The sequence below is a fragment of the Rhodococcus sp. BP-261 genome, from assembly GCF_019835205.1.
Classification (GTDB): Bacteria; Actinomycetota; Actinomycetes; order Mycobacteriales; family Mycobacteriaceae; genus Rhodococcoides; species Rhodococcoides kyotonensis_B.
Map to the genome: position 1 here is coordinate 62,542 of NZ_JABUCO010000017.1, position 22,383 is coordinate 84,924.

At 65.7% G+C, this 22,383-nt stretch carries 20 protein-coding genes; 5 read left to right on the plus strand and 15 right to left on the minus strand.

Annotated features, from left to right (window positions below; translation table 11 throughout):
* Positions 1-10: 10 nt before the first annotated feature.
* Genes atzF through HQ354_RS17985 form a run of 5 tightly spaced genes read right to left on the minus strand, consistent with a single transcriptional unit; the run spans position 11 to position 6,650 of the window.
* Complete coding sequence (atzF, locus tag HQ354_RS17965; RefSeq protein ID WP_222634512.1) at positions 11-1,693, minus strand: allophanate hydrolase; 1,683 nt, start codon at positions 1,691-1,693, stop codon at positions 11-13.
* A complete protein-coding gene (locus HQ354_RS17970) occupies positions 1,680-3,695 on the minus strand; it encodes a 5-oxoprolinase/urea amidolyase family protein (RefSeq protein ID WP_222634513.1) in 2,016 nt (671 codons plus the stop codon). Before HQ354_RS17970 ends, atzF begins: the two co-directional genes overlap by 14 nt.
* Positions 3,692-4,312 (minus strand): urea amidolyase associated protein UAAP2, encoded by a 621-nt coding sequence (locus tag HQ354_RS17975; protein WP_068430817.1) that lies wholly within the window; start codon positions 4,310-4,312, stop codon positions 3,692-3,694. Before HQ354_RS17975 ends, HQ354_RS17970 begins: the two co-directional genes overlap by 4 nt.
* Positions 4,309-5,100 (minus strand): urea amidolyase associated protein UAAP1, encoded by a 792-nt coding sequence (locus tag HQ354_RS17980; RefSeq protein WP_068430819.1) that lies wholly within the window; start codon positions 5,098-5,100, stop codon positions 4,309-4,311. The genes HQ354_RS17975 and HQ354_RS17980 overlap by 4 nt, the downstream gene beginning before the upstream one ends.
* Positions 5,101-5,105: 5 nt before the next feature.
* Positions 5,106-6,650: an amino acid permease gene (locus HQ354_RS17985; RefSeq protein WP_068430820.1), complete on the minus strand. Its 1,545-nt coding sequence runs from the start codon at positions 6,648-6,650 to the stop codon at positions 5,106-5,108.
* 207 nt (positions 6,651-6,857) lie between these two features.
* Between HQ354_RS17985 and HQ354_RS17990 the strand changes: the two genes are divergently transcribed.
* Positions 6,858-7,571 (plus strand): TetR/AcrR family transcriptional regulator, encoded by a 714-nt coding sequence (locus tag HQ354_RS17990; RefSeq protein ID WP_068430823.1) that lies wholly within the window; start codon positions 6,858-6,860, stop codon positions 7,569-7,571.
* Positions 7,572-7,609: 38 nt separating this feature from the next.
* On the opposite strand, the gene HQ354_RS17995 is transcribed toward HQ354_RS17990, so the two are convergent.
* The gene (locus tag HQ354_RS17995) at positions 7,610-8,953 is read right to left on the minus strand and encodes an MFS transporter (protein WP_167676624.1); all 1,344 of its coding nucleotides are present in this window, start codon (positions 8,951-8,953) and stop codon (positions 7,610-7,612) included.
* A 227-nt stretch (positions 8,954-9,180) separates the two neighbouring features.
* On the opposite strand from HQ354_RS17995, the gene HQ354_RS18000 reads away from it, so the two are divergent.
* Both HQ354_RS18000 and HQ354_RS18005 read left to right on the plus strand, forming a co-directional pair.
* The gene (locus HQ354_RS18000; protein WP_068430829.1) at positions 9,181-10,011 is read left to right on the plus strand and encodes a spermidine synthase; all 831 of its coding nucleotides are present in this window, start codon (positions 9,181-9,183) and stop codon (positions 10,009-10,011) included.
* A gap of 38 nt (positions 10,012-10,049) precedes the next feature.
* Entirely contained in the window at positions 10,050-10,343 is a 294-nt protein-coding gene (locus HQ354_RS18005) for a putative quinol monooxygenase (protein WP_068430832.1), read from the plus strand.
* A 15-nt stretch (positions 10,344-10,358) separates the two neighbouring features.
* Here the strand turns inward: HQ354_RS18005 and HQ354_RS18010 are convergent, their stop codons facing one another.
* The gene (locus HQ354_RS18010; RefSeq protein ID WP_308115225.1) at positions 10,359-12,146 is read right to left on the minus strand and encodes a bifunctional diguanylate cyclase/phosphodiesterase; all 1,788 of its coding nucleotides are present in this window, start codon (positions 12,144-12,146) and stop codon (positions 10,359-10,361) included.
* A gap of 206 nt (positions 12,147-12,352) precedes the next feature.
* The gene (locus tag HQ354_RS18015; protein ID WP_068430835.1) at positions 12,353-14,728 is read right to left on the minus strand and encodes a lysylphosphatidylglycerol synthase transmembrane domain-containing protein; all 2,376 of its coding nucleotides are present in this window, start codon (positions 14,726-14,728) and stop codon (positions 12,353-12,355) included.
* A 131-nt stretch (positions 14,729-14,859) separates the two neighbouring features.
* On the opposite strand from HQ354_RS18015, the gene HQ354_RS18020 reads away from it, so the two are divergent.
* Entirely contained in the window at positions 14,860-16,026 is a 1,167-nt protein-coding gene (locus HQ354_RS18020) for a macrolide family glycosyltransferase (RefSeq protein WP_217266282.1), read from the plus strand.
* On the opposite strand, the gene HQ354_RS18025 is transcribed toward HQ354_RS18020, so the two are convergent.
* The 5 genes from HQ354_RS18025 to HQ354_RS18045 all read right to left on the minus strand — a co-directional run bounded on the left by HQ354_RS18025 (position 16,007) and on the right by HQ354_RS18045 (position 19,940).
* Positions 16,007-16,375, minus strand: a complete 369-nt coding sequence (locus HQ354_RS18025; RefSeq protein WP_068430840.1) for a hypothetical protein — start codon at positions 16,373-16,375, stop codon at positions 16,007-16,009. The two genes, HQ354_RS18020 and HQ354_RS18025, sit on opposite strands and share 20 nt — an antisense overlap.
* Before the next feature lie 411 nt (positions 16,376-16,786).
* Complete coding sequence (locus HQ354_RS18030) at positions 16,787-17,563, minus strand: AIM24 family protein (protein ID WP_068430842.1); 777 nt, start codon at positions 17,561-17,563, stop codon at positions 16,787-16,789.
* Between the two features lie 7 nt (positions 17,564-17,570).
* Entirely contained in the window at positions 17,571-18,248 is a 678-nt protein-coding gene (locus HQ354_RS18035) for an AIM24 family protein (RefSeq protein ID WP_068430845.1), read from the minus strand.
* 1 nt (position 18,249) lies between these two features.
* The gene (locus tag HQ354_RS18040) at positions 18,250-18,843 is read right to left on the minus strand and encodes an AIM24 family protein (RefSeq protein WP_068431065.1); all 594 of its coding nucleotides are present in this window, start codon (positions 18,841-18,843) and stop codon (positions 18,250-18,252) included.
* 119 nt (positions 18,844-18,962) lie between these two features.
* A complete protein-coding gene (locus HQ354_RS18045; RefSeq protein ID WP_174551494.1) occupies positions 18,963-19,940 on the minus strand; it encodes an LLM class F420-dependent oxidoreductase in 978 nt (325 codons plus the stop codon).
* A gap of 79 nt (positions 19,941-20,019) precedes the next feature.
* On the opposite strand from HQ354_RS18045, the gene HQ354_RS18050 reads away from it, so the two are divergent.
* Complete coding sequence (locus HQ354_RS18050) at positions 20,020-20,397, plus strand: VOC family protein (RefSeq protein ID WP_068430847.1); 378 nt, start codon at positions 20,020-20,022, stop codon at positions 20,395-20,397.
* 1 nt (position 20,398) lies between these two features.
* Here HQ354_RS18050 and HQ354_RS18055 read toward each other — a convergent pair whose 3' ends face one another.
* Both HQ354_RS18055 and HQ354_RS18060 read right to left on the minus strand, forming a co-directional pair.
* On the minus strand, positions 20,399-21,469 hold the full coding sequence (locus HQ354_RS18055; RefSeq protein WP_068430848.1) for a S1C family serine protease: 1,071 nt from the start codon (positions 21,467-21,469) through the stop codon (positions 20,399-20,401).
* 97 nt (positions 21,470-21,566) lie between these two features.
* Positions 21,567-22,253 (minus strand): nuclear transport factor 2 family protein, encoded by a 687-nt coding sequence (locus HQ354_RS18060; protein WP_222634514.1) that lies wholly within the window; start codon positions 22,251-22,253, stop codon positions 21,567-21,569.
* Positions 22,254-22,383 lie beyond the last annotated feature (130 nt).

Sequence of the window (22,383 nt, forward strand, 5' to 3'; positions counted from 1 at the left end):
TTGGCCTGGGCTACGACTTTCCGCGCACGGGTGCGAAGCGCCACCCACCGAACTCGGTGATGTCGACGCCCGCCTCCCCTGCCTCGTACGAGCAACCGAATCCGGTGACCCAGCGGCCGTCGGACAGTTCGACCGACGTCAGCCCCATCGGTGCAGGCAGCCCGGCGAGGAACGTTCCGAGGCCCGCCGCGGACATCCGATACAGCTCGCCCGCGATGGGTGCACCGAGACCGGAACCGTGCCGTACGAGACCGGGTTTGGGCGGGGTGGTGCCGAGATCGACGAGTCGATACGCGTCGGACGTGCGTACCTCGCCGACGAAGCGCGCACCGCGGTCGGTCAGCTGGTGATGAAGGGGGAAGCCCTCGAGATGCGCACCGACGACCAGTAGATCGACACCCTCGTCGACGAGAACGGTTGCAGCACAATCGGACACCCGCGCGGCGACGTCGACGGCCACCTGGTCGGCGAAGCCGGGCACGACGACCATGACGCCGAACGGATGACCCTCCGTCGTCGGTGCGCCCGGAACGGCGACGGCGGCCATGTCCAACAGGTTGCAGAAGTTGGTGAACGTGCCGAGCCGGCGGTTGATGCCAACCGGATCCGCCTGCACCGCAGCGATGGTCGGATGTTCGGTCGTCGTCGGTAGGAGCAATCCGTCGAACCCGTCGAGCAGTTCCGATGCCGTCCGCTTCGCGGAGGCGAGCACACCGAGTTCGTCGACGTAACGATGCGCAGCGGGCTGCGCGGCGTTCCGAACGATCTGTGCCACAGTCGGATCCGCGCTCTCCGGCTCACCCGAGAGGAATTCCCCGACCGCCGAGTAGCGCTGTGCGACGATCGCACCGTCGTACAGCAGGACGGCAGCGCCCAGCAGTACGGAGATGTCGACCTCGACGTAGCTGATGCCCTTCAGCGACGCGAGCGTCCGGTCGAACGCCTCGCGGTACTCGGGGCTGAGTGCCGCGAGATCCTCCGCGCGGGGAACCGCCAGACGGGGTGTCGGCGACGCGGCCAGTCGGACGTCGGCAGGCCAGGTCCGACTGCGTGGGTCCGACGCGTCGTAACCGGTCATGACACGTGTTGCGCGCGTGGCGGTTTCGAGATCCGATGCGAGTACGGTGACGCAGTCGTAGTCCGCGCATGCAGGCACCACGCCGGTCGTCGGGACGATGCCGAGCGTCGTCTTGATGCCGACGATTCCGTGGAACGCTGCCGGTACGCGTCCGGAACCTGCTGTGTCGGTGCCGATTCCGATGTCCACGATGCCGAGCGCCACGGCGGCCGCCGAGCCCGACGAGGATCCGCCCGACACCCGCTCGGGATCCCACGCGCACCGCACCGGACCGTACGGGCTGCGGGTGCCGACGAGACCGGTGGCGAACTGATCGAGATTCGTCTTCCCGAGAATCAGCGCGCCCTGCTGGACGAGTCGTGCGACGGCCGTTGCCGTCACCTCGGGCGTGTACGCGAACTCGGGGCATGCCGCGGTCGTCGGCAAGCCTGCGACGTCGACGTTGTCCTTGACCGCCACGAGCATCCCGGCCAGCGGCAGGGTCGGGTCGACGGCGGCTGCGTCGGCCAGCACGTCGTCCTCGGGCCGGAGTGTGATCCAGACTTCGGGACGGTCGACCTCGGCAATGCGCTTGTACGCCCGACGCACCTTCTCGGCGATCTCATGCTGCAGCATCGGTGCCGCCTTTCTTGGTGAATTCGCCCGCCGCGGACCACGCCGCGCGCTCGGCGTCGAATGCGATGGACTGCGTCGCACGGAAACTGTCGATCGAATCCGCATGGGCCGCGAGGAACTGCTCGTGGTCGGCGAGCGAGAACTCGCCGTCGGCGATCTCGACACCGCCGTTCCCTCGCCCGGCCGCGGTGTCCGCGCGCAGATCCATCAGCTCTTCGGGTTCGACGGGGTACCAGGAGATTCGGTCGAAAAACCTCAGCAGCCAGGGACTCTCGTTCTCGAACGGGGCGCTCGTGCTGCGGTATCGGTGATTCCACACCTGCGTCGTACGGCCGACGAACTGGTAGCCGCCCGGCCCCTCCATGCCGTAGATGCACAGGTAGGCTCCGCCGATCCCGACGGCGTTCTCCGGTGTCCAGGTGCGTGCCGGGTTGTACTTGGTCGTGACGAGTCGGTGCCTCGGATCCAACGGAGTCGCGACGGGCGCACCCAGGTAGACGTCCCCGAGACCCAGCACCATGTACTCGGCTGCGAAGACGGTGTCGAAAACATCTGCGACAGTGTCCAATCCGTTCATACGCCGGATGAACTCGATGTTCCACGGGCACCACGGCGCGTCGGAACGAACGCCGTGCATGTAGCGCGCGATCGCTTCACGGGTGGACGGATCGTCCCACGACAGCGGCATCCGCACGTGACGCGACGGCACCACGAGTTCGGACGCGGCGGGCAGGTCGTCTTCGATCTCCGAGAGCAAACCCATCAGCGTCGAGATCGGGAGTACGTCGGGATCGACCTTGACCTGCAGCGAACGGATCCCCGGCGTGAGATCGATCAGGCCCTTCGGCGCGAGGGCCTCGACTCGCTGGTGCAGTGCATGCGCACGAGCACGTAATGTCAGGTCCAGCTTCATGTCTCCGTACTCCACGAGCACGTTGTCGTCACCGGAGCGCCGATACGTCACCGAGGTCTCCGCGTCGCGACGCGCGAGGACGCCGTCGTCGCCGTCGCCCCCACTCGAGAACACGACGGGCATACTCGCGCGTCGCTGGACTCCGAGCGTGCCCAACGCGGCGGCGTGCGCCGCTCTGATCGGTACGAAGCGGACGGTGTCTCCCGCCTTCAACTGCCCGAGCTTCCAGCGTTCCGCGGCCACGGTCGTCACGGGGCAGACGAATCCGCCGAGACTCGGACCGTCCGGTCCGAGGAGAATCGGTGTGTCACCGGTGAAGTCGAGTGCGCCGACGCTGTAGGCGTTGTCGTGAATGTTCGACGGGTGCAGGCCGGCTTCTCCGCCGTCCTGTCGCGCCCACTCCGGCTTCGGTCCGATGAGGCGGACACCCGTGCGATCGGAGTTGAAGTGCACTTCGTACGACGTCGAGTACAGCGTGTCCATGTCGGCGCGGGTGAAGAACTCGGGTGCACCGTGCGGCCCTTCGGTGACGGCGATGTCCCATGTCGTCGTCAGGACAGGGCGGTGTTCCATCGGGATCGATCGGACGCGGTCGGCGTCGTCGGTGGCACCGGTGATCTCCAGAACGTCTCCCTCACCGAGGGTTCCGCCGCGGTGGCCTCCGAACTTGCCGAGCGTGAACGTCGATGCGCTCTCGAGGTACGGCTCGACGTCGATCGTTCCCTGGATCAGGACGTAGACGCGCAGGCCCGCGCCGTCGGTCATGCCGACGTCGAGGACGGCTCCGGCAGGAACGAGCACCGGACGCCACTGTGCGACCCGTACGCCGTCCACGCGTACCTGGGTGTCCGCACCCGTCACACAGACGTACGTGTCCGCGTCGAACGTCAACGCCGGACCGGCCATCGCGGATTCGAGACCCGGTGCGCCCTCGGGGTTTCCGAGGGCGACGTTGCCGAGGCGGAAGGACAGGTCGTCCATCGGTCCCGACGGCGGCACACCGACCTGCCAGTAGCCGACGCGTCCCGGCCAGTCCTGCACCGTCGTCAGCATGCCGGGGCGTACGACGGTCATCTTGGTACCGGTCATGGCCTGCTCACGATCATGCGGACCGACGTGGGGTCGAAACCGTTGCACGGGTTGTTGATCTGTGGGCAGTTCGAGACGAGGACGAGTGTGTCGATCTCGGCGCGCAGCGACAGCGACTTACCGGGGGCGGAAAGGCCGTCGACGATCCCGAGGGTGCCGTCGGCGTCGACGGGAACGTTCATGAAGAAGTTGATGTTGGACACCAAGTCTCGTTTGCCGAGGCCCCAATTGGCGCCCTCGATCAGGAAGTTCTCGACGCAGGCGTGCTGGTGCGCGGTGTGGTGTCCGTACCGCAGGGTGTTCGACTCCTGCGAGCAGGCGCCGCCGACGGTGTCGTGGTTGCCGACCTCGTCGTCGACGATGGTCATCAGCGCGGTGGAATCGTCGCTGCGCAGAACGGTCCCGGTGGTGAGGAACAGGTTCTTCTGGGCGACGACGGTCGCTGCCGCCGAGTAGCGAACGGCATGATCGTGCGCCGAGTACATCAACGTGTCGACGGCTTGGTTGCCGTGCAGGTCGACGATGGTGAGGATGTCACCGGCCGCGACGACGGCGGACCACGGTGCCCTGGCGTCGGCGATCTCGTCCAGGATCACGGTTCCGAGTGTCGTTGTCATCGTGTGCCTTTCGCTGCGGTCCATGCGCTTTCGGTGTTCCACACCGCGCGTCGGTATTCGGGGTCGGTGTTGGACAAGTCGTTCAGTTCGGACGATGCATCCCACGCCAGCACATCGAGTGCGGTGGTGTCGAAAGTCGGGGACGAATCGAGCGGATGGGCCGTGTTCGCGAGCAGCACGACGACCGGAAGATGGATGAGCAGGTCGATCTCCGCTCCTGCGTTCGCATTGCCCGTCGCCGTCAACGCGCCGTCGGCCTCGACGCGCACACCGTGGAAGAACGAGATCGACGGTGGCAGATCGCGAGGTTCCAGACCGTGCTTCGCCGCTGCGACGGTGAACAGCTCCCGTCCGGCCGGCGAGGACGAATGCAGGTCTCCGCTACCGTATTTCGCGTCGTTGGCGGCAACGGATGTGGTGCCGCAGAACGCGTCGTGGCGTCCCGACGAGTCGGCGACGACGGTCGCGAGTACCCGGCCTTGGTCGGACAGCAGCGGGTGACCGATGCCGAGATACGCCTGCCACGGAACCTTCACCGTGTCAGCAGCATTGAGGCGTTCCCACGGTGCGTCCGCGCGGTACAGAAGAAGGTGTGCGCAGGCGTTGCCGTCGACGTCGCGCAGGCGGAGCCGGGTACCCCGTGCCAGGACCTTCGTCGTGTAGCGACCACCGGGGACGGTTTCGGACCAGGTCAGTTCGCTGATGCCCTCGGGCGCGGCTGGCCCGGTGATCGCCGCGGCCTGCGCTCGGGCATGGTCTCGGGCGGCGTGAGTCGTTGCGGTGTTCATGGGTGTCAGGCTCCGATCGTGACGGGCTTCGGGTGTGCTTTGCCGCGCGGCAGGCAGACGATGCCCACGACGACGACGGCGAGGACGGTGAGGGGTGCCGCCCACTGCAGTATCGGGAATTCCCCGGTGGGGTTGAAGATTTCGGCGCGCGGCCAGGAGAGGTTCACGACCATGAGGCCGCCGTACAGCACCGCGAGGATGTTGACGGGGATGCCCAGGACTCCGAGGCCGAACAGTTTCTTGCCTTCCGAGTCGACCTGCATACCGCCGCGCGGCCAGCCCTTCAGACGTTGAACGAGCAGCGGCACGGTGACCATCATGTAGGCGAGGTAGATCAGCACGATGCAGACGCTGGTCAGCGTCGTGAAGATCGCTGCGTTGCCCACGTTCACCGCAAGGACTGCGACACAGGCGATTCCGATGAGAACCGACGGCGCCATGGGCGTTCCGGTCCGTGTGTTCACCGTCGACAGCAACTTCGACGCGGGCAGTCGGCCGTCGCGTGCCATCGAGAACATCAGGCGGGATGCAGCGGTCTGGATCGCGAGTGTGCAGATGAAGACGGCGATCGCGACGTCGATCAGTAGAACGGTTCCCCACGGCGAGCTGAGGATCGAATCGAGAACGTACGGTAGGCCTTCCGCTGCGAGTCGACCATCGGTGAGGCTCGGAGCGGCCATCAGCGCACCGACGATCATCAGTCCACCGCCCAGCGCGGAGGCCGACAGCGCCAAGCGAATCGTGCGCGGTGCGACGCGTCGGGGATTGTGCGTTTCCTCGGCCAGTTCACCTGCGGAGCCGAATCCGACCATGACGTAGGCAGCCATCAGTCCCGAGACGATCCACGCCCAGATGTATCCGGGCTCGGCGCCTGCGGAGCCGGTGTCCAGTACCACCTGCGGTCCACGTTCGGCGTGAGTGAAGAAGACGAGCACTACCGCTGCGACACCGACGATTTCGCAGGTGACACCGATGCTGTTGATACGTGACATCCAGTTGACGCCGATGCAGTTGATCGTCGTCGTCAGCACCAGAAGGGCCGAGCCGAGGATGACGGCATTGGCAGCGCCGCTCGGGGACGTGAGGGCGGTGTCGTCGCCGACGATCTGAAATCCGCTCCAGACGCTCGGCAGTACTACCTGCAGCGCGATGGCCGCTGCCGCTGCCGTGACGATCTGCGCGATGATCATGAACCAGCCGGCGAACCATCCGACGATCTCACCGCCCATGCGCCTCGACCACTGATAGATCGCACCCGAAATCGGGTATCGCGCAGCGAGTTCGGCGAAGTTCAGTGCCACCATGAACTGACCCAGGAACACCAGCGGCCACGTGAAGAAGAAGGCGGGACCACCGAAGCTGAAGCCGAGTCCGAAGAGCTGGAAGATCGTCGTCAGGATCGAGACGAACGAGAACCCTGCAGCGAACGACGCGAACTTCCCGAGCGAACGATGAAGCTGCGGTTCGTATCCCAGCCCGACGAGGTCGGAGTGATCGCTCGTGGTCGATGTCGCCGGCCCCTCGGGTGCGGGCAGAGTAGTCGAGCTCATACGTGTCTCCTGAACGGAAGTGAGAGTGACCGCCCGTCTGCGCTGCCGGTGCGGGGGTTTCTGTCACTCGATAGTTTTCCGTCCGGGATCGCTCGTTGGGTGACGAGCATGTAGCGAACGTGTGCCGTCGTGAAACATCTGTGTTTCGTACGTTTCTGCCCGGTGACAGAAACTTCACACCAGGCGATTCGATGCCAGGATGAGCACATGGCCACCACCACCGGCGCAGGCCGACCGAGACTCAGCACGAAGAAGCGCCCGGGTGACACGGCACGCGAGGAGATTCTGGACGCGTCTGCCGAGCTGTTCACGACGCGGGGTTACACGAGCACATCGACGCGCATGATCGCCGACGCGGTCGGGCTTCGTCAGGCATCTCTGTACCACCACTTCGCGGGCAAGGACGACATCCTCGACGCACTCCTCGGCGGAACCGTCGACGAGCCGTTGGCTGTCGGTCGCGGGGTGGCGGAGAGCGACGCGTCGGCGGCGGTGAAGATGTACGCCCTCGTGCTGTTCGACGCGGATCAGCTGGCTCGCTCCACCTGGAACCTCGGAGCGCTCTATCTCCTGCCGGAATTGAGGGCGGATCGGTTCGACGCCTTCCGGCAGCACCGGTACGCGCTCATGAACATCTACGCGTCGCTGGCCTCGGCCACGGCATCCGAGCTGGGCGTCGATGCACTCCCCGGCACCGAGGAACTACCGTTTCGTCTGGTGGAGACCGTCGTGAACGGGAGGGCCGACGCCGAGAACGGCCGAGGAGTCCCCGCCGTCGAATACGCGAGGACCATCGCCGACGCGGCGGTGCGGGTGCTGGGCTGGGTCGGTCCCACCGACACCCTCCGCACGGAGGCAGTGCGGCTGTTGGACTGCTCGGCCGGCGTCGAGACCGTCTGGACGGCACGGCTCCCGTCCTGACCGCCGACGCGGCGAGAACGGGAGCCGGTGGTAGAGCGTCAGGCCATGTTGACTTCTTTCGTCTCGACGAGCGCCTTGGTGCACACGATGCTCAGAAGCGCGAGCACAGCGAGCATGATGCCGACCGACATGCTGCCGAACGACGCAGTCAGAGGCGCGGCCAAGATCGGAGGAACGGCACCGCCGAGCACCCCGGCGAGGTTGTAGCCGAGTCCCGCTCCCGTGTAACGAAAACGGGTCTGGAACAGCTCGGGCAGCAGTGCGCCGGTGGGACCGTATGCGATGCCGAAGATCAGGAGAGTGATGCACATTCCGAGGACGAATGCCGTCTCCGATCCCGAATCCAACAGTGGGAACAGAGCGAGCGACCACGGGACGGCGACGATGCACGACGTCATGATCACCCGGCGACGTCCGATGCGATCGGAGTAGGCCGCGGAAATCGCAGTTGCCAGGCCGAAGACGACGGCCGCGACGATGCCCGTGATCAGGACGAACGGGCGATCGAAGCCGAGTGTCTTGGTGCCGTAGCTCGTGAGGTAGGCGGTGCCCATGTAGAAGAGCGAGAACAACGACGCCAACGCGCCGGCGGCAAGCAGGATCTCTTTCTTCTGCACACGCCAGGCATCGAAGAACGGCAGACGCGACGGTCGATCGGTTCGGGTGTCGCGGAGCTGTCGATCGGCGCGGAAGATCGGTGTCTCCTCGATAGCAAGTCGCATGTACAGCCCGATCAGAACCAGTACGGCGCTGAACAGGAACGGAATGCGCCATCCGTAGTCCAGGAACGTCTGGTTGGTGTCGCCGAGCAAGGCTCCGGTGACCAGGAAGGTGGCACTGGAGAGTACGAATGCCGCGGACGGTCCCAGCTGGGGGAACATCGCGTAGAAGCCGCGTTTGTTCGCGGGTGCGTACTCGGCTGTCAGCAGTGTGGCCCCAGCCCATTCGCCACCGACGGCGAAACCCTGTCCGAACCGTAGGAGCACGAGGATGATCGGCGCGGCCACCCCGATGGTCTCGGCACCGGGGAGCAGTCCGATGACGAATGTCGAGATACCCATCAGCAGCAGTGTGGAGATGAGGGTCTTCTTGCGACCTATCCGATCGCCGAAGTGCCCGAACAACACTGCGCCCGCAGGACGCGCGACGAATGCGACGGCGAACGTCGCGAAGGACGCCACGGTGCCTGCTGTCGAGCCGAGCGCGGGAAAGAACACCGTCGGAAAGACGAGAGCGGCTGCGGTTCCGTAGATGAAGAAGTCGTAGAACTCGATCGTCGTCCCGATTCCGCTCGCGAACGCGACTCGGCGAACGCTGGTGGTCGGTCCGGACGTAGTCGGTCGCTCGGGGGCGGCTACGTCGGGTTTGGAAATATTGCTCATTGCACTCCTCGTGGACAGTGCTGGCTCGATGACCAGTACGAGGAAGGTATGTGACCGACGACACAGTGGACTACCCCCTGATGGGGGTAGCCGCACGGTCGCGTTCCCGGGCGACGACGAGCGGGTCTCGCCTCCTCGACGGGCGTAGTCGCATACTGGCAGGGTGACTGTTCTACCGAATCGGGCCGAGCGCCCCGACACGATGACGCCGCCGGCGCTGGAACCGCATGCCTAGGAAGAAGGATTCGGCCGGTCCGACGGCAGGCGTCTACGACATCGACACCGGTACGTGCGAGTTGATCAGGGACACACTCGTTTCCGACGGCTGGACCGTGCAGATCAACGGTGTGCCCAGTTCGCACATCGACATGGACGACCCCACCCAGCTCGACTTCGAGTACATGCGGTGGATGGCCGGACTCGTTCGGCACCACGACTTTCCGGGATCACGATTGCGAACATTGCATCTGGGCGGTGGAGCCTGCACTCTCGCACGGTATTTCGCCGCGGCGTACCCGGACGCGCGGCAGGTGGTCGTCGAACTCGACGGTAGGCTCGCCGAACTCGTCCGCGACTGGTTCGACCTTCCGCGCGCACCGCTGCTGCGCATCCGCGTCGGCGATGCACGTGAGGTGACCGAGACGCTCACCGAGAACAGTCGAGACGTGATCGTCCGTGACGTGTTCGCCGGCAGCACCACGCCGGAGGCGTTGCAGACGAGGGAATTCACCGATCATGTTCGACGCGTCCTCGCGCCCGGCGGTGTGTACGTCGTCAACTGTGGCGACACCCGGGACCTCCAGCGGACGCGGCGGGAGGCGTCGACCATCGGTTCGGTCTTTCCACACACGGCGATCGTCGCCGATCCCGCGATGCTGAAGGGCCGACGCTACGGCAACGTCGTCATCGCAGGCAGCGACGTCCCGCTGGCGCAGGAACCGGCTTTGGCTCGTGAGCTTCTCGGTGGCGGCGTACCGGCCCACGTGTGGCAGGACGAGCAGGTGCGCACGTTCGCTCGCGACGCGAAAGTTCTTCGAGACCCTGTGCAGAAACAGTAGTGTGAGCGGCGGACACCGTTCGCACACGAGGAGAGAAAATGGCACTGATCGCACTGCTCGATCTGAAGCTGAAGCCCGAGGTTCTCGACGACGCCAAGGTCGTGCTCGGCCGCGTGCTGGGTGAGACCCGCGCGTTCGACGGCTGCCTCGGTGTCGACGTCCTGATCGACGAGGCGGACGAGACCCATTGGATCGCCTACGAGCGGTGGGAGTCGTCGGACGCCGACGCGAAGTACCGCGAATTCCGAGCCGGCCCAGGCAAGATCACCGACCTCGCTCCGCTGCTCGCCGGCGCGCCGAGCCTCACCAAGTTCACGGTCGCCGACGTCTAGGACGAACGAAACATCTCAGGACGCGCTCGGCGCCTCGGGGCGACCGGTGAGGAAACCCTGCACCATGTCGACGCCCAGTTCGAGGGCGACGCGTAATTCACCCGCGGTCTCGACGCCTTCCATGATGAGGGTGGAGCCGACGTCGTGCGCGAACTTCGCGAGCGCGGCGGCTACGGCTCTGCGGGTCGGGTCGGTGTCGATACCGCGGACGAGAGAGATGTCGACTTTCAGCGCATCGGGTTTCAGCTCGACGACTTGGCGCAGACCGGAGAACCCTGCGCCGACGTCGTCCACCGAGATCCGAACCCCGGCGGCGCGCAGGCCCTCGACCGACCGCGCAACCGAACGGTAGTCGTCGACGCGTTCGTGTTCGGTGATCTCGAGATACAGCGTGCGTGAGCAGACGTGCGGTGAGAGCCTGGCGAGAAGGTCGGTGGTTCTGATGGTTTCGGCGGAAGCGTTGATCGACACGAAAGCATCGGGCGGCAGGGTGGCCATGGCGCGAAGTGCTTCGTCGATGGCGGCCAGTTCGAGACGGGGCCCGATTCCCGCCTGCGACGCGTCGCGGAACCAGATCAACGGCGACCCGTGACCGAACGGAAAGCGTGACAGCGCTTCGTAACCGACGATTTCGGTCGTCGCGGTGTCGCAGATCGGTTGGAACACCACGCTCGGGCCGCCTGCCGCGATCATCGAGTCGATTCGGTCGCGTACCTGTAGTGGATCGATTCGGTGCACGGGCACCAGCGCCTGCGGGTGAACCTTGCTGCGGTACAGGTCGATGTCGGCGATCGCGATCAACTTGCGAAGCTGCGCCCCGGTCGTGTCCCCCCGCGTCGCGGCTTCCCCGGCCGAGCCGACACTGGCCGTGAAGGGTGGGCCGTCGACGGTTTCCTCCAGCGCGGCCCGAATCCGCCGCTCGATACCGTCGACGTCGGTTCTGGATCCGACATGGACGCAGACGAATTCGTCGCCTCCGAGCCGGGCGACGACCGTGTCCGACGACGCGGCACCGCGGAGCCGGTTCGCGACGTCGACCAGGACCGCGTCACCGGAGGGATGGCCGTAGCGGTCGTTGATCGCCTTGAACCCGTCGATGTCGATGACCAGTACGCCGATCACGATGTCCTCGCGCGGCGAGTCCGGTACGGACTCGTTGAACTCCTCGACGGCCTCGAACAGTCCGCGACGATTGAACAAGCCCGTCAACGAGTCTCGTAGCGCGACCTCGGCCTTTCTGCGGAGGTCGTGCAGATACGGCCGAACCGCGAACGGCACGACGAACAGGGCGCCCAACGTGACGCACCGCGAACCGGCCAACCACGGATCGATTCCGTCCAGAACCGACAGGACGGCGAAGACGGCGAGCGCCCCGATCGAGAACACCAGATGCAGGACCAGCATCTGCTGCGAGGTCGCCACGATCGCGAACACGGCGATGACGGCGAACATCGCACACCCGGGCATCGCGGCGAACGGTGACTCGAAAGCCAGCAGGACACCGAGGATTCCGACGTCGGCCCACAGCACGTTGAGGGCGGCGAGACGCGGGCTGGGCCAACTGCCGAGGCACCACGCCACGGCGACAGGAACGGTCGACAGAGTGGCAAGTCCTACGAAGATCGATTCACCGGTACTGAACTGGCCCGACGGAATGACCAGCATTCCGGCCAGCCCGAACGAGAGAGTCATCGCGCCGACGAGCAGACGTGCCCATCGCTGATCGTCTGGTGCAGGGGACCACGATCGGTCACCGGTCAGCAGGTCGAACGTGGCCGACCGCGACGGGAGAATGTCGCCCACCGATATGTGGCCTCTCGTTCTAGGACCATGTGCACCACGGGATCATCCGTGAATCACTCGATCATGTCGTATCGGCCCCGACCCGATGAAAGAAACCGTACCAGTGCCGGGTTCGAGTGTTCATTCGAATCCCGCACTTGGCTTGTCGTGTCGAAACAGTCCGCTGTCGAGCGTTCGAGACTTTCCGCCGACGGCCGTCGGTCACGTCAGACCATGTCCTTGCGCGTCAACCAGCGCAGTGTCGGCCAACCGCAGAAGACCGGGAGCCAGCATGTCAGGACGCGGTACAGCAGCACCGACGGCACCGCGACGCTCGCGGGCAGGCCGAAGGTGGCCAGGCCGCCGATCAGAGCTGCCTCGACGGCGCCGACGCCGCCGGGCGTGGGCGCGGCCGATGCGAGCGTTCCGCCGATCATCGTCACGACGGTGACGGTCACGAAGGTGGTTCCGCCGCCGAATGCCTCGACGCTGGCCCACAGTGCGAGCGCGGCGCCGAGTGTGGTTGCAGCACAGCCGAGAACGATCAGCAGGAATCGCTTGGGGTCCTTGGCAAGCTGTCCGAGTTCACCGAACACCTCGGTGAGCTGGGGGCGAACGGCGTTGCGCAACCACCGCCGTAGCGTCGGGACGAACATGAACGTGCCGACGATGCCCAGTGCGACACCGGCGATCAGGTACAGAACCGTCGGATCCGGAACGAAGTGCGCGAGATCGGCCGACGTGCCCGCGACCACGCTGAAGAACACCAACAGCGATACGTGCGTGATCACCTGGACCGACTGTTGCAGTGCGACAGCGGCCGTCGCGCGGACAGCGCCGAGCCCGCCCTTCTGCAGGAATCGCACGCTGAGCGCCAGGCCGCCGACACCTGCGGGCGTCGTCGTGGCCGCGAACGTGTTGGCCACCTGCATGATCGTCAGATTCTTGAAGCTGACCATGCCGAAGGCGCACGCCCACAACGCCGCGGCGGCACCGATGTACGTCAGTGCCGACACGGCGAGTCCGAGCAGTGCCCACCACCAGTTGGCCGTTCGCAGTTCGCTGACGAACGTCGGGACTGCGCTGATGAACGGGTAGGCGACGTAGACGAGTCCGATCAGCAGGACGAGTTGGATGATCTGGTTTCGCGTGAAACGTGTGACCTGCTCGGCGCGAATCTCGTCGGTGCCGGTCTGCTTCACCACCTCGTCGCGTACCGCGTTCATCACGCCGGTGCCGTCGGGTACGGACTTTCGCACCCGCGCGGGAATCGCGGAACGGGTGAGTCGTCCCGACGCGGTCAGCACGGTCTGCGTGCCCAGCGTGTCGATGGCGATGCGGACCGCGCGTTCCTCACCGAAGAGTGCCGACGTCGAAATCAACAGCTGCGCGACGTCCGACTGCATCTGAGCGTCCGACGCGCCGAGCTCGGCGTTGGAGAATCCGCCGAACAGGGCGGTCCCCTCGTCGTCTCTGAGCTCGGCGCTGCGCAGGTCACCGTGCGAGATCTGATGTGAATGCAGTATCTGCAGTCCCTTCCAGATACTGGTGGCCAGTGCGTCCTCCGACGATTCGTCGACGGGAACACCGCGCGGCGCGGTGTGTGCGTACATCGCCCAGCCGCGCGCGAGCGCCGAAACCGCCAGCGGTCTGCTGCTGGCCACGCCCAGGTCACCGATGGCGATACCCATCAGAGCGCGATGTTCGACGGCTCGTCGCATCGACGCGTGCAGTGGCGCACTCTCGCTGTTGCGGAACGACAGCCAGCGCCACGCCTGCCGGAGAGCGCCCCCGCTGCGTTGGTTCTGCCCGTACATCTCGACGACGATGTTCGGTTCCGCACCGCGCACAGCCGCGGCGAGCACGAGCGGTCCCGGCCCGGCGGGCTTCAGAACGCGGAACGAGTCGACGGGATGGCCCCGCTCGGCGAGCAGGCGAGCGGCCGCGTCGAGCGGAACCTCGAGTGCCGGGGTGCCGACGAACAGCACGATGATCGCGCCGACGCACCAGCCGACCGACAGGCCGAGCAGCGACCGCGCAGGCACGACGGTGCTGACGAACAGGTGGATCGGGACGAACGCCAACAGCAGGAACCACCACAGCCGACGCCATCGCGCGGGCAACCAGGGGCCGGACACCGTCAGGACCGCGGCGAGCATGGCGATCCACCGGGAGTCGTCGAGGAATTGAGACAGGAACGTGTCGAGGCGGTCGGGTACGTCGAGGTGCCATGCGGGCGTCGAGATTCCGGTGCCGGTGATGGACAACGCCAGCCCCGCGATGAGTCCTGCTGCCGCATACCCGGCCAGCAGCTTCCATTGCCGACGCGCGATCAACCCGATCAGAATGCCGAACGGCAGAGCCAGGATCGCGACGCCGTACAACAGGTAGACGAGGTTGGACTGGTCGGGGCTGAGGACACCGACGATGTTCGACACCGACTTCTCGAGCGCGTCCCACTGCCCGCGAGTGATCAGCGACCCGGCGATGACGGCGGCCAGCAGAACGAGCGACAACACGAGACGCAGGATGTCGCTCGTGCGCCGATTCAAAGGCTGCAGCAGGCTCCCGCTGACCGGAATATCCCGCCCGTCGACCCGCATGCTGTGTCTGTTCCTCGTCGGTTGCCTCGCTGGTTGATGTGGGGTCAACCTACCGTGCCGTGCCGTGGACCCGCGAACGTCTCCCGTGAAAATCGGTGGAATCGGACATCGCATCGGGTTACCGTCACCGAGTGCACATCGCCATGATCGGCTGTACCGCGCCGAGTCATATTTATCCGTCGCTCGGCCTGATCGCCGAGCTGGTGCGACGCGGACACCGCCTCACGTACGCGGTCGGCGCATCGATGGCCGGCGTCGTCGAACCTGCTGGTGCTCAGCTCGTTTCGTTCGATTCGATACTGCCGCAGGGTGAAGCGGCCTGGCCCGAGGATCCGGCGTCGGCGATGCGGGTGTTTCTCGACGAGGCGATCGAATCGTTCCCGATTCTCACCGAGTTCTACGACGCCGACCGTCCGGATCTGTTGCTGTACGACATCGGCGGTCTTGCGGCTCCGATCCTCGGGCGCCGCTACGGTGTTCCGGCAGTGCAGCTTTCGCCGACCTACGTCGCGTGGCGAGGCTACGAGGACGAGATGGGTGAGGCGCTGGAGTCGATCCGGCAGTCCGATGCCGGCAGGGACTACCGCGACACCTACGCGAAGTGGTTGCAAGACAACGGGATCGAAGCCGACCCATGGGAGTGGATCACGTATCCGGAGAGCGTGCTGTCGCTGATTCCACGCGCGATGCAGCCGAATGCCGATCGGGTGCCGGGTTCGGTGCAGTTCGTCGGGCCGTGTCTCGACCCGGCTCGGATGGCAGACCAGTGCTGGAGCGCACCCGCCGGCAGGAAAACTCTGCTCGTCTCGTTCGGCACCGGATTCAACGAACGCCCCGACTTCTATCGCCTGTGTATCGACGCGTTCCGTGACTCGGATTGGCACGTCGTCATCGCGATCGGCTACCGCGTCGACGCGGCATCTCTCGGTGAAGTGCCGTCGAACATCGAACTGCATCAACAAGTTCCGCAACTGACGGTGTTGGCGGCCGCGTCGGCGTTCGTCACACACGCCGGTATGGGCGGGTGCACCGAGGCGCTGTGGTTCGCCGTGCCCACCGTGGCCGTTCCTCAGGCTGTCGACCAGTTCGGCAACGCGGCGATGCTCGAGGAGTTGGGCGTCGGAGTGCAACTCGCCGACGGCGACGTCACCGCGAACGCGCTGCGTGAGGCCGTGGACACCGTCGCCGGCTCGGCGGACATCGCCGCACGACTGGCAGGCATCAGCGCCGACATCAGAGCGCACGGCGGCATCGAGAGTGCAGCAGACGCCGTCGAAGCTAGTCTTCGAGCACGCTGACGCTCACTCCGTACGGCAGGAACCGCACCTTGCGCGTCGGATCAGTGTTGTCCTTGTGCGCACGCAGCGCGTCGAGTTCCGTCGCGAAGACCTGGTCGATGCGTGCGGAACCGTCGTCGGCTGCGGTGTAGATCGCCCACACGCCGTCGCCCTTCGCGCCCGTCGTCTCGGGCTCCGGGGCAGGCCGCGACGGCGTCTCGCCGAAGAACGCGCCCCAGGGCGTTCCCCCGCCGGATTGTCCGATGAACTTGCCCACCTGGTCGACGACGTCGCGCAGTCCGTCGCTCGCCTCTTTCGCGAAGCGATCGAAGTCCTCGGGGTCGATTCCGAAAGGTCCGTTGTTGGTCATGTCTCCAGTGTGCGCTCGCTGTACGTCGACGCGCACCTCGGATCGCTCTCCGTCGCGCAGGTTGCAGCAGGCGCGCACGTTGCAACCTGCGCGTTTGCCGGAAGGTGCGCGGCTACGGTCACGGCCTCGACCTCACCCCTGATCTGCGCAGGTTGCAGCAGGCGCGCGCGTTGCAACCTGCGCGTTCGCTGGAAGGTGCGCGGCTACGGTTGCGGCCTAGACCTCACCCCTGATCTGCGCAGGTTGCAGCAGGCGCGCGCGTTGTAACCTGCGCGTTTGCTGGAAGGTGCGCGGCTACGGTTGCGGCCTCGACCTCACCCCTGATCTGCGCAGGTTGCAGCACGTGCGCGCGTTGTAACCTGCGCGTTCGCTGCAAGGTGCGCGGCTACGGTCACGGCCGGTGCAGCCGCACTACTGCTGAAGCCGTGACCCGATGGTCTGGTGCAGCGCCCGCAGACTGTTCTGCCCCAACGAGACGGTCTGCGACTCGATGTGGCGGAGCAGGTGACCGTCGTCGAGAACCTTCTCACTGGACTGGATGAGAACGGTTCCGGCGCCCGTGAAGTCGAACTGCCGCTCTTCACCGCTGTTCGCGCCGAGGAATCCGCGGGCCGCACCGAGGAAGTTCTGCATCCACCCGGCGTCGAAGTGATGCGACGGCGACGGGCAATCGGCCCATCCGACGAGCGCTTCGGGGTCGATGCGCAGCGGCGGTTCGGCGAACATGACCTGCCCGTTCGACGACGCCAGGAATTTCCCGGTGCCGAGGAGCGTCAGGAACCCGGGCACGATCGACTGCTTCAGATCGAGCGTCGGCTCGAACGCGAGGAGGTTCGCGGCGCGGATCGTCAGGTTGCCTTCGTCGAGGTCGTAGGAGTTGATGTTGAAGCCCCGGTCACCGAGGATCAGCTTCCCCTGCCCCTGCGCGAGAACCCAGTCGTTCGAGTACAGCGGCGACGAGAAACGCGCGGCGACGATGGCGGGCATCGACGTCTGTCCGAGCGGCTCGAACCGCACGTTGCCGTAGTACGCGATCATCGCGCCCTTCGACGTGAACCACGGCTGACCTGCCAGTTCGACGCAGAATGCGTAGTCGTTGCCGGGCACGTTGTCGTTGACCGGGAGGGTGTAGGGAGTGTGCACTTCGGCGGGAGTGGAGCCCGCGGAATGACCCGGAAAAGTAGTCATGAGGGCCTCAGAATTTCTGCTCGGACGCCTGGACCCACACGGTGCCCATGCCGGTCATCTTCAGTTGCATCGCCTCACCGCTTCCGCGGCCGACGGCGTCGCGCCAGCCCACGTTGGCCGAGATGTCGACCTGGATGTTTCCGATGTGGCAGACGTACGCCTGCGGATCGACCACCACGTGCGGGCGTTGCGGCCCGACCTCCAGCGGAATCGCACCGCCGTGTGAGAGAACCGCGACGGTGCCCTGCCCGCTGAGTTGGGTGGTGAACAGACCTTGGCCGGTCATCGCGCCGCGCACGGCTCCACGGACACCGCCTTGCGACGTCAATGCCACGACCGAGGTCTGCAGGTACCCGTCGTGCGCGAGGAGGCGATCGGCTTCGACGGTCAGCAGCGACGAGCCGTCGAGATGAATGACTTCGACGTACAGGCCTGCGTGGCCGTAGAAGACCTCGCCCTGGCCTTCGGCGGCCATCATCGAGACGTGTTCACCGGACATCATCCGTCCGGCCATTCCCGCGACCCCACCCAGACTCGGCATGCCTGCCGCCGAGCCGCCCATCGAATGAGGAACGAAGCGGACATCGCCGGTGTAGTAGAGCATCGCGCCCTTGCGGGCCAACACGTTCTGGCCCTGCGCGAGTGTCGTTTTGACGACCTTGCTGTTGACGACTTCGAGCGGCACGTCAGCGCTCCTCGGGTTGGATGTAGACGACGCCTTGGCCGTCGAAACGAAGCGAGAACGCCTCACCGCTGCCGCCGCCGATGGCGGAACGCCACGTGACGTCGGTGACGAAGCTCTGGTTCAGTGGGCCGCGGTGCGCGACGAAGGCGTCCGGGTCCACGACGAGGGGGTACTGCGGGTCGACGGCGAGTGCGATGAGCGGACCACCCGCCGACAGCAGCGCGACGGCGCCGGATCCGCTGACGACGGTGGTGAACAGACCTTGACCCGACGACGCGCCACGCAGGCCGCTGAACTTCACCTCGGTTTTCAGCTGACCCGTCAGTGCGAGAAGTTGTGACGCCTCGACGTGCATCGAGTCGCCGGCCAGTTCGACGACCGTGATGTCCTGTGCGTCGACGGCGAAGTAGACGGTGCCCTGGCCGGAAACCTCCATGAGAGAGAGGGATTCACCGGCGACCTTCTGTTTCAACGCGGCTCTCAGTCCGCCGCCGCCACCCATGCCCGCGTTCTTGAAGGAAACGTCGCCTTCGTAGGCGACCATCGATCCCGACATCGCGCGCAGCGAATCGCCTGTCAGATTCGCGACGAGCACGCGGTGCCCGTTCGTCGTCAGCTGTGCCACGGGGGAACTATGCCACGGCCCGTTCCCCCGTGCCAGCTGTTGCGCCCCGTGCGTGGGAATGTACAGCCCGCTATACATTCCCACGCACGTCAGACGAGCGGTTTCAGCGTCTTACCTGCGAGTTCGACGATGCCGGGCTGGTGTCCGTTGGTCACCAGGTTGATGATCACGCCGTCGATGCCCTGGTCGAGGACGCGTCGCTGGACTTGCTCGGCGACGTCGTCGGGGGTGCCGCAGAACTGGCGATCGGTGGCTGCTGCCTTGTCGTCGTCCGAGAGGTTCGACAGGTCGACGCCCGTCGACAGCAAGTAGTCGTGTTGGAGCTGCCGGGCCTTGTCGCCGTCCTCGTCGATGATCACGAACGCGAGGAAGCTGGTCTCGAGGTCCTTCGGGTCGCGATCGATCTCCTCGCACCGGGCCTCGACGGCCTTGACCTTGCGTGGCAATTCGCTTGCGTCGCAGATGATGTTGAGGTGATCGGCGAACTGGGCGGCCAAGCCGAAGGTCTTCTTCTCACCGCCACCGCCGAGCATGATCGGAAGGTCGTCGCGAATACGGGGTTCGTTGATGGCCTCGTCGACCTGGTACCAGAGTCCGTCGAATGTCGGACGCTGTCCGCGCAGCATCGGCTCGATGATCTGCAGCGCCTCGTCCAGGCGTTCGAACCTGTCGGTGAACGTACCGAACTCGAGCCCGAAGCTGTTGTGCTCCAACTCGAACCAGCCTGCGCCGATACCGAGGATAGCGCGGCCGCCGCTGACGACGTCGAGCGTCGTGACGGTCTTGGCGAGGATTGCCGGGTTCCGATAGGTGTTTCCGGTGACGAGTGCCGACAACTGGATGGTGTCGGTGGCCGTCGCGAGGCCGGACAGTGCGGTGTACGCCTCGAGCATGGGCTCGTCGGGCGCACCGATTCCGGGCAGTTGGTAGAAGTGGTCCATGACGAAGGCAGTGTCGAATCCTGCTGCCTCAGCCTCGCGCGCCTGCGCGATGACCGTGGGGAACAGTTCCTTCACGGAACCCGAGTAGCTGAAGTTGGGCATCTGGTATCCGAGACGAATGGTCACCTGGTCAACGCTACTCGCGGTCCGGCGGTGATGCGTCGTTTGCGCCCCGATACGCGCGGACGAGGCGCACCATGGACCGATGACACTCGAACTGACCCGATCCCCGTTCTCCGGATTCGCCGTCGACGACATCGAGGCGGCCCGATCCTTCTACGCCGACACACTCGGAATGACCGTGGTCGACGGCGAGATGGGGCTGATCCATCTTCGCCTGAGCGAGAACTCCGAGGTGTTGGTCTATCCCAGGCCTGGGCACACGCCCGCCCCGTACACGATTCTCAACTTCCCCGTCGCCGACATCGAGGCCGCGGTCGACGCGTTGACGGCCAAAGGTGTGGTGTTCCAGCAGTATCCGGACATGGGCACCGACGAGCGTGGCATCTTTCGCGGTGGTGGGCCGTTGATCGCGTGGTTCACCGACCCGGCAGGCAACGTTCTGTCCGTGTTGGAGGCGTGACTCAGGCTGTCGGACTGCCTGTTTCGAGTGTCGCCATCTGCGTTCGCCGGACGCCGGTCGTGGTCACCCACTCCAGCCGCACGATCTCGCCGGGTCGTCGTCCCACCATCTCCGCGGCGAGATCGTCGGACGAGCGGACCGGGCGGCCGTCGAACGAGACGATGACGTCACCGCGTACGAGGCCCGTCCGTTCTGCAGGCGAGTTGTACTCGACTCCGACGACCGAGGCCCCCTGTGACGGGTTCGCGTTCCAGGCCGACACATCTCGGACCTGCACGCCGAGGAACGGCGTCGGGCCCACGTGAACCGTTCCTGCAGAACGGCCTTCGCGAATCTGGTCGACGACGGTCATGGCGATGTCGATCGGGATCGCGTACGCTTCCGGCGCCTGAGTGAGCCTGGCTTCGTCGGACAGGCCTGCCGCGTCGACGCCGATGACACTCCCCCACGCGTCGACGAGCGGCCCTCCCGAGTCACCTGCTCGGACGTCGGCGTCGATCTGGATCATTCCGGTCAGCTCGTTGCGTGAGCCGTCGACGGAACTCTGCGCGGTGACGGTCTTGTCGAGCGCGACGACCTGTCCCGGGGCCGGAACGAGAACGCCTGCGCCCGAAGCGTTTCCGATTGCCGTCACTGCGTCCCCGACGGCTACGTCCGCGGAACGTCCGATCACGGCCACCGGGAGGCCTGCTGCCGAATCCAACTTCAGGACCGCGAGGTCACGCGTCTTGTCGTACCCCAGAACCGATGCGTCGTACATCAGTCCGTTGCCCACCGCGGTGACCGAAGCTGCGGTCTCGATGACGTGGTAATTCGTCAGGACGAGACCGGCCGGGTCGACGACGAATCCCGTCCCTGCAACTCCCGACGTTCCCCACTCGGCGGTGATCGTGACGACGGACGGGTCGACCTGGCTCGTGATCTGCTCGGGGGTGAGCGGGAGTGGCGACGGTGCGGCGACCGGCGGAGGTGACGGCGGTGCGTCGACCACGCCAGGGGTGAGCGGCGCCGCGAACGCCGACGCAGCAGCGGTCAGCACGACGAGGAGTGCCGCTCTGCCAGCCGCCTGCATGAGGGTCGATTATTGCTCAGTTCTCACTAAGCGCGCACCTTTCAGCGAATGCGCAGGTTGCAACCTGCGCATTCGCTGAAACGTGCGCGTACGGGGCTCAGCGAAACAGCGTCACGGATTCGACGGTCAGGGATCCGGGTGCGAAGTTCACGAACACGACACCTCGTTCGGTACCCCATCGAACTGTCGCGCTGACGGTGCGTCCGGCGGCGATGAACTTCTCGAACGTCGCGCCGTCATGGTCGGAGCGCAGTCGGTCTGCCGCGACGGACTTGCCCTTCGCGCCGACGGATCGAAGGCCGGACATGAAACCGACAAGGCCTGACACACCCTGATTTCCGATCATCTGAGGAGTCAGGGCGATCGACGACCGCACTCCCGCGAATCCGCCGCGCAGCAGTTGGCCGATCATGGACGCCAACTCCCAATGCGCGGCGAGTCGTGCGATCTCGAGCGAACCACCGTCGTCGACGAGGTCGTAGCGCAGATGCATCGGGACCGTCACGACCCCGCCCGCCGACATGGTGATCGTCAGCGACAGGTCTCGAACGACGGACATCCCGGACACCATGTCGTGCTCGACGTGGAATTCGATCGTGTTCGGCGCGATGAACGTGTCGTAGAAGCGCGCGATCGCGTCGTGACCCTGATGGGGCCGCGACCCCACCGGATCGTTGACGACCCCGTCCCGGGCGTAGAGGTCGACCCACGCGGTGCGGTCGTGCGCGGCCACCGCGGCAGGCGAGTCCTCGACGAAGGCCAGCAGTTGATCCGAGGCGAACACGCTTCGACGCTATATCGACGCGCCAGGTCAGGTCTCGAAATCGGCGAGATCGGGTAGACGCGCACGCTGTGGTCGGACGCACGTCGAATTGCTGGCTATTCGGCGTGCGTGTGGCCATGTGGTGCGCGTT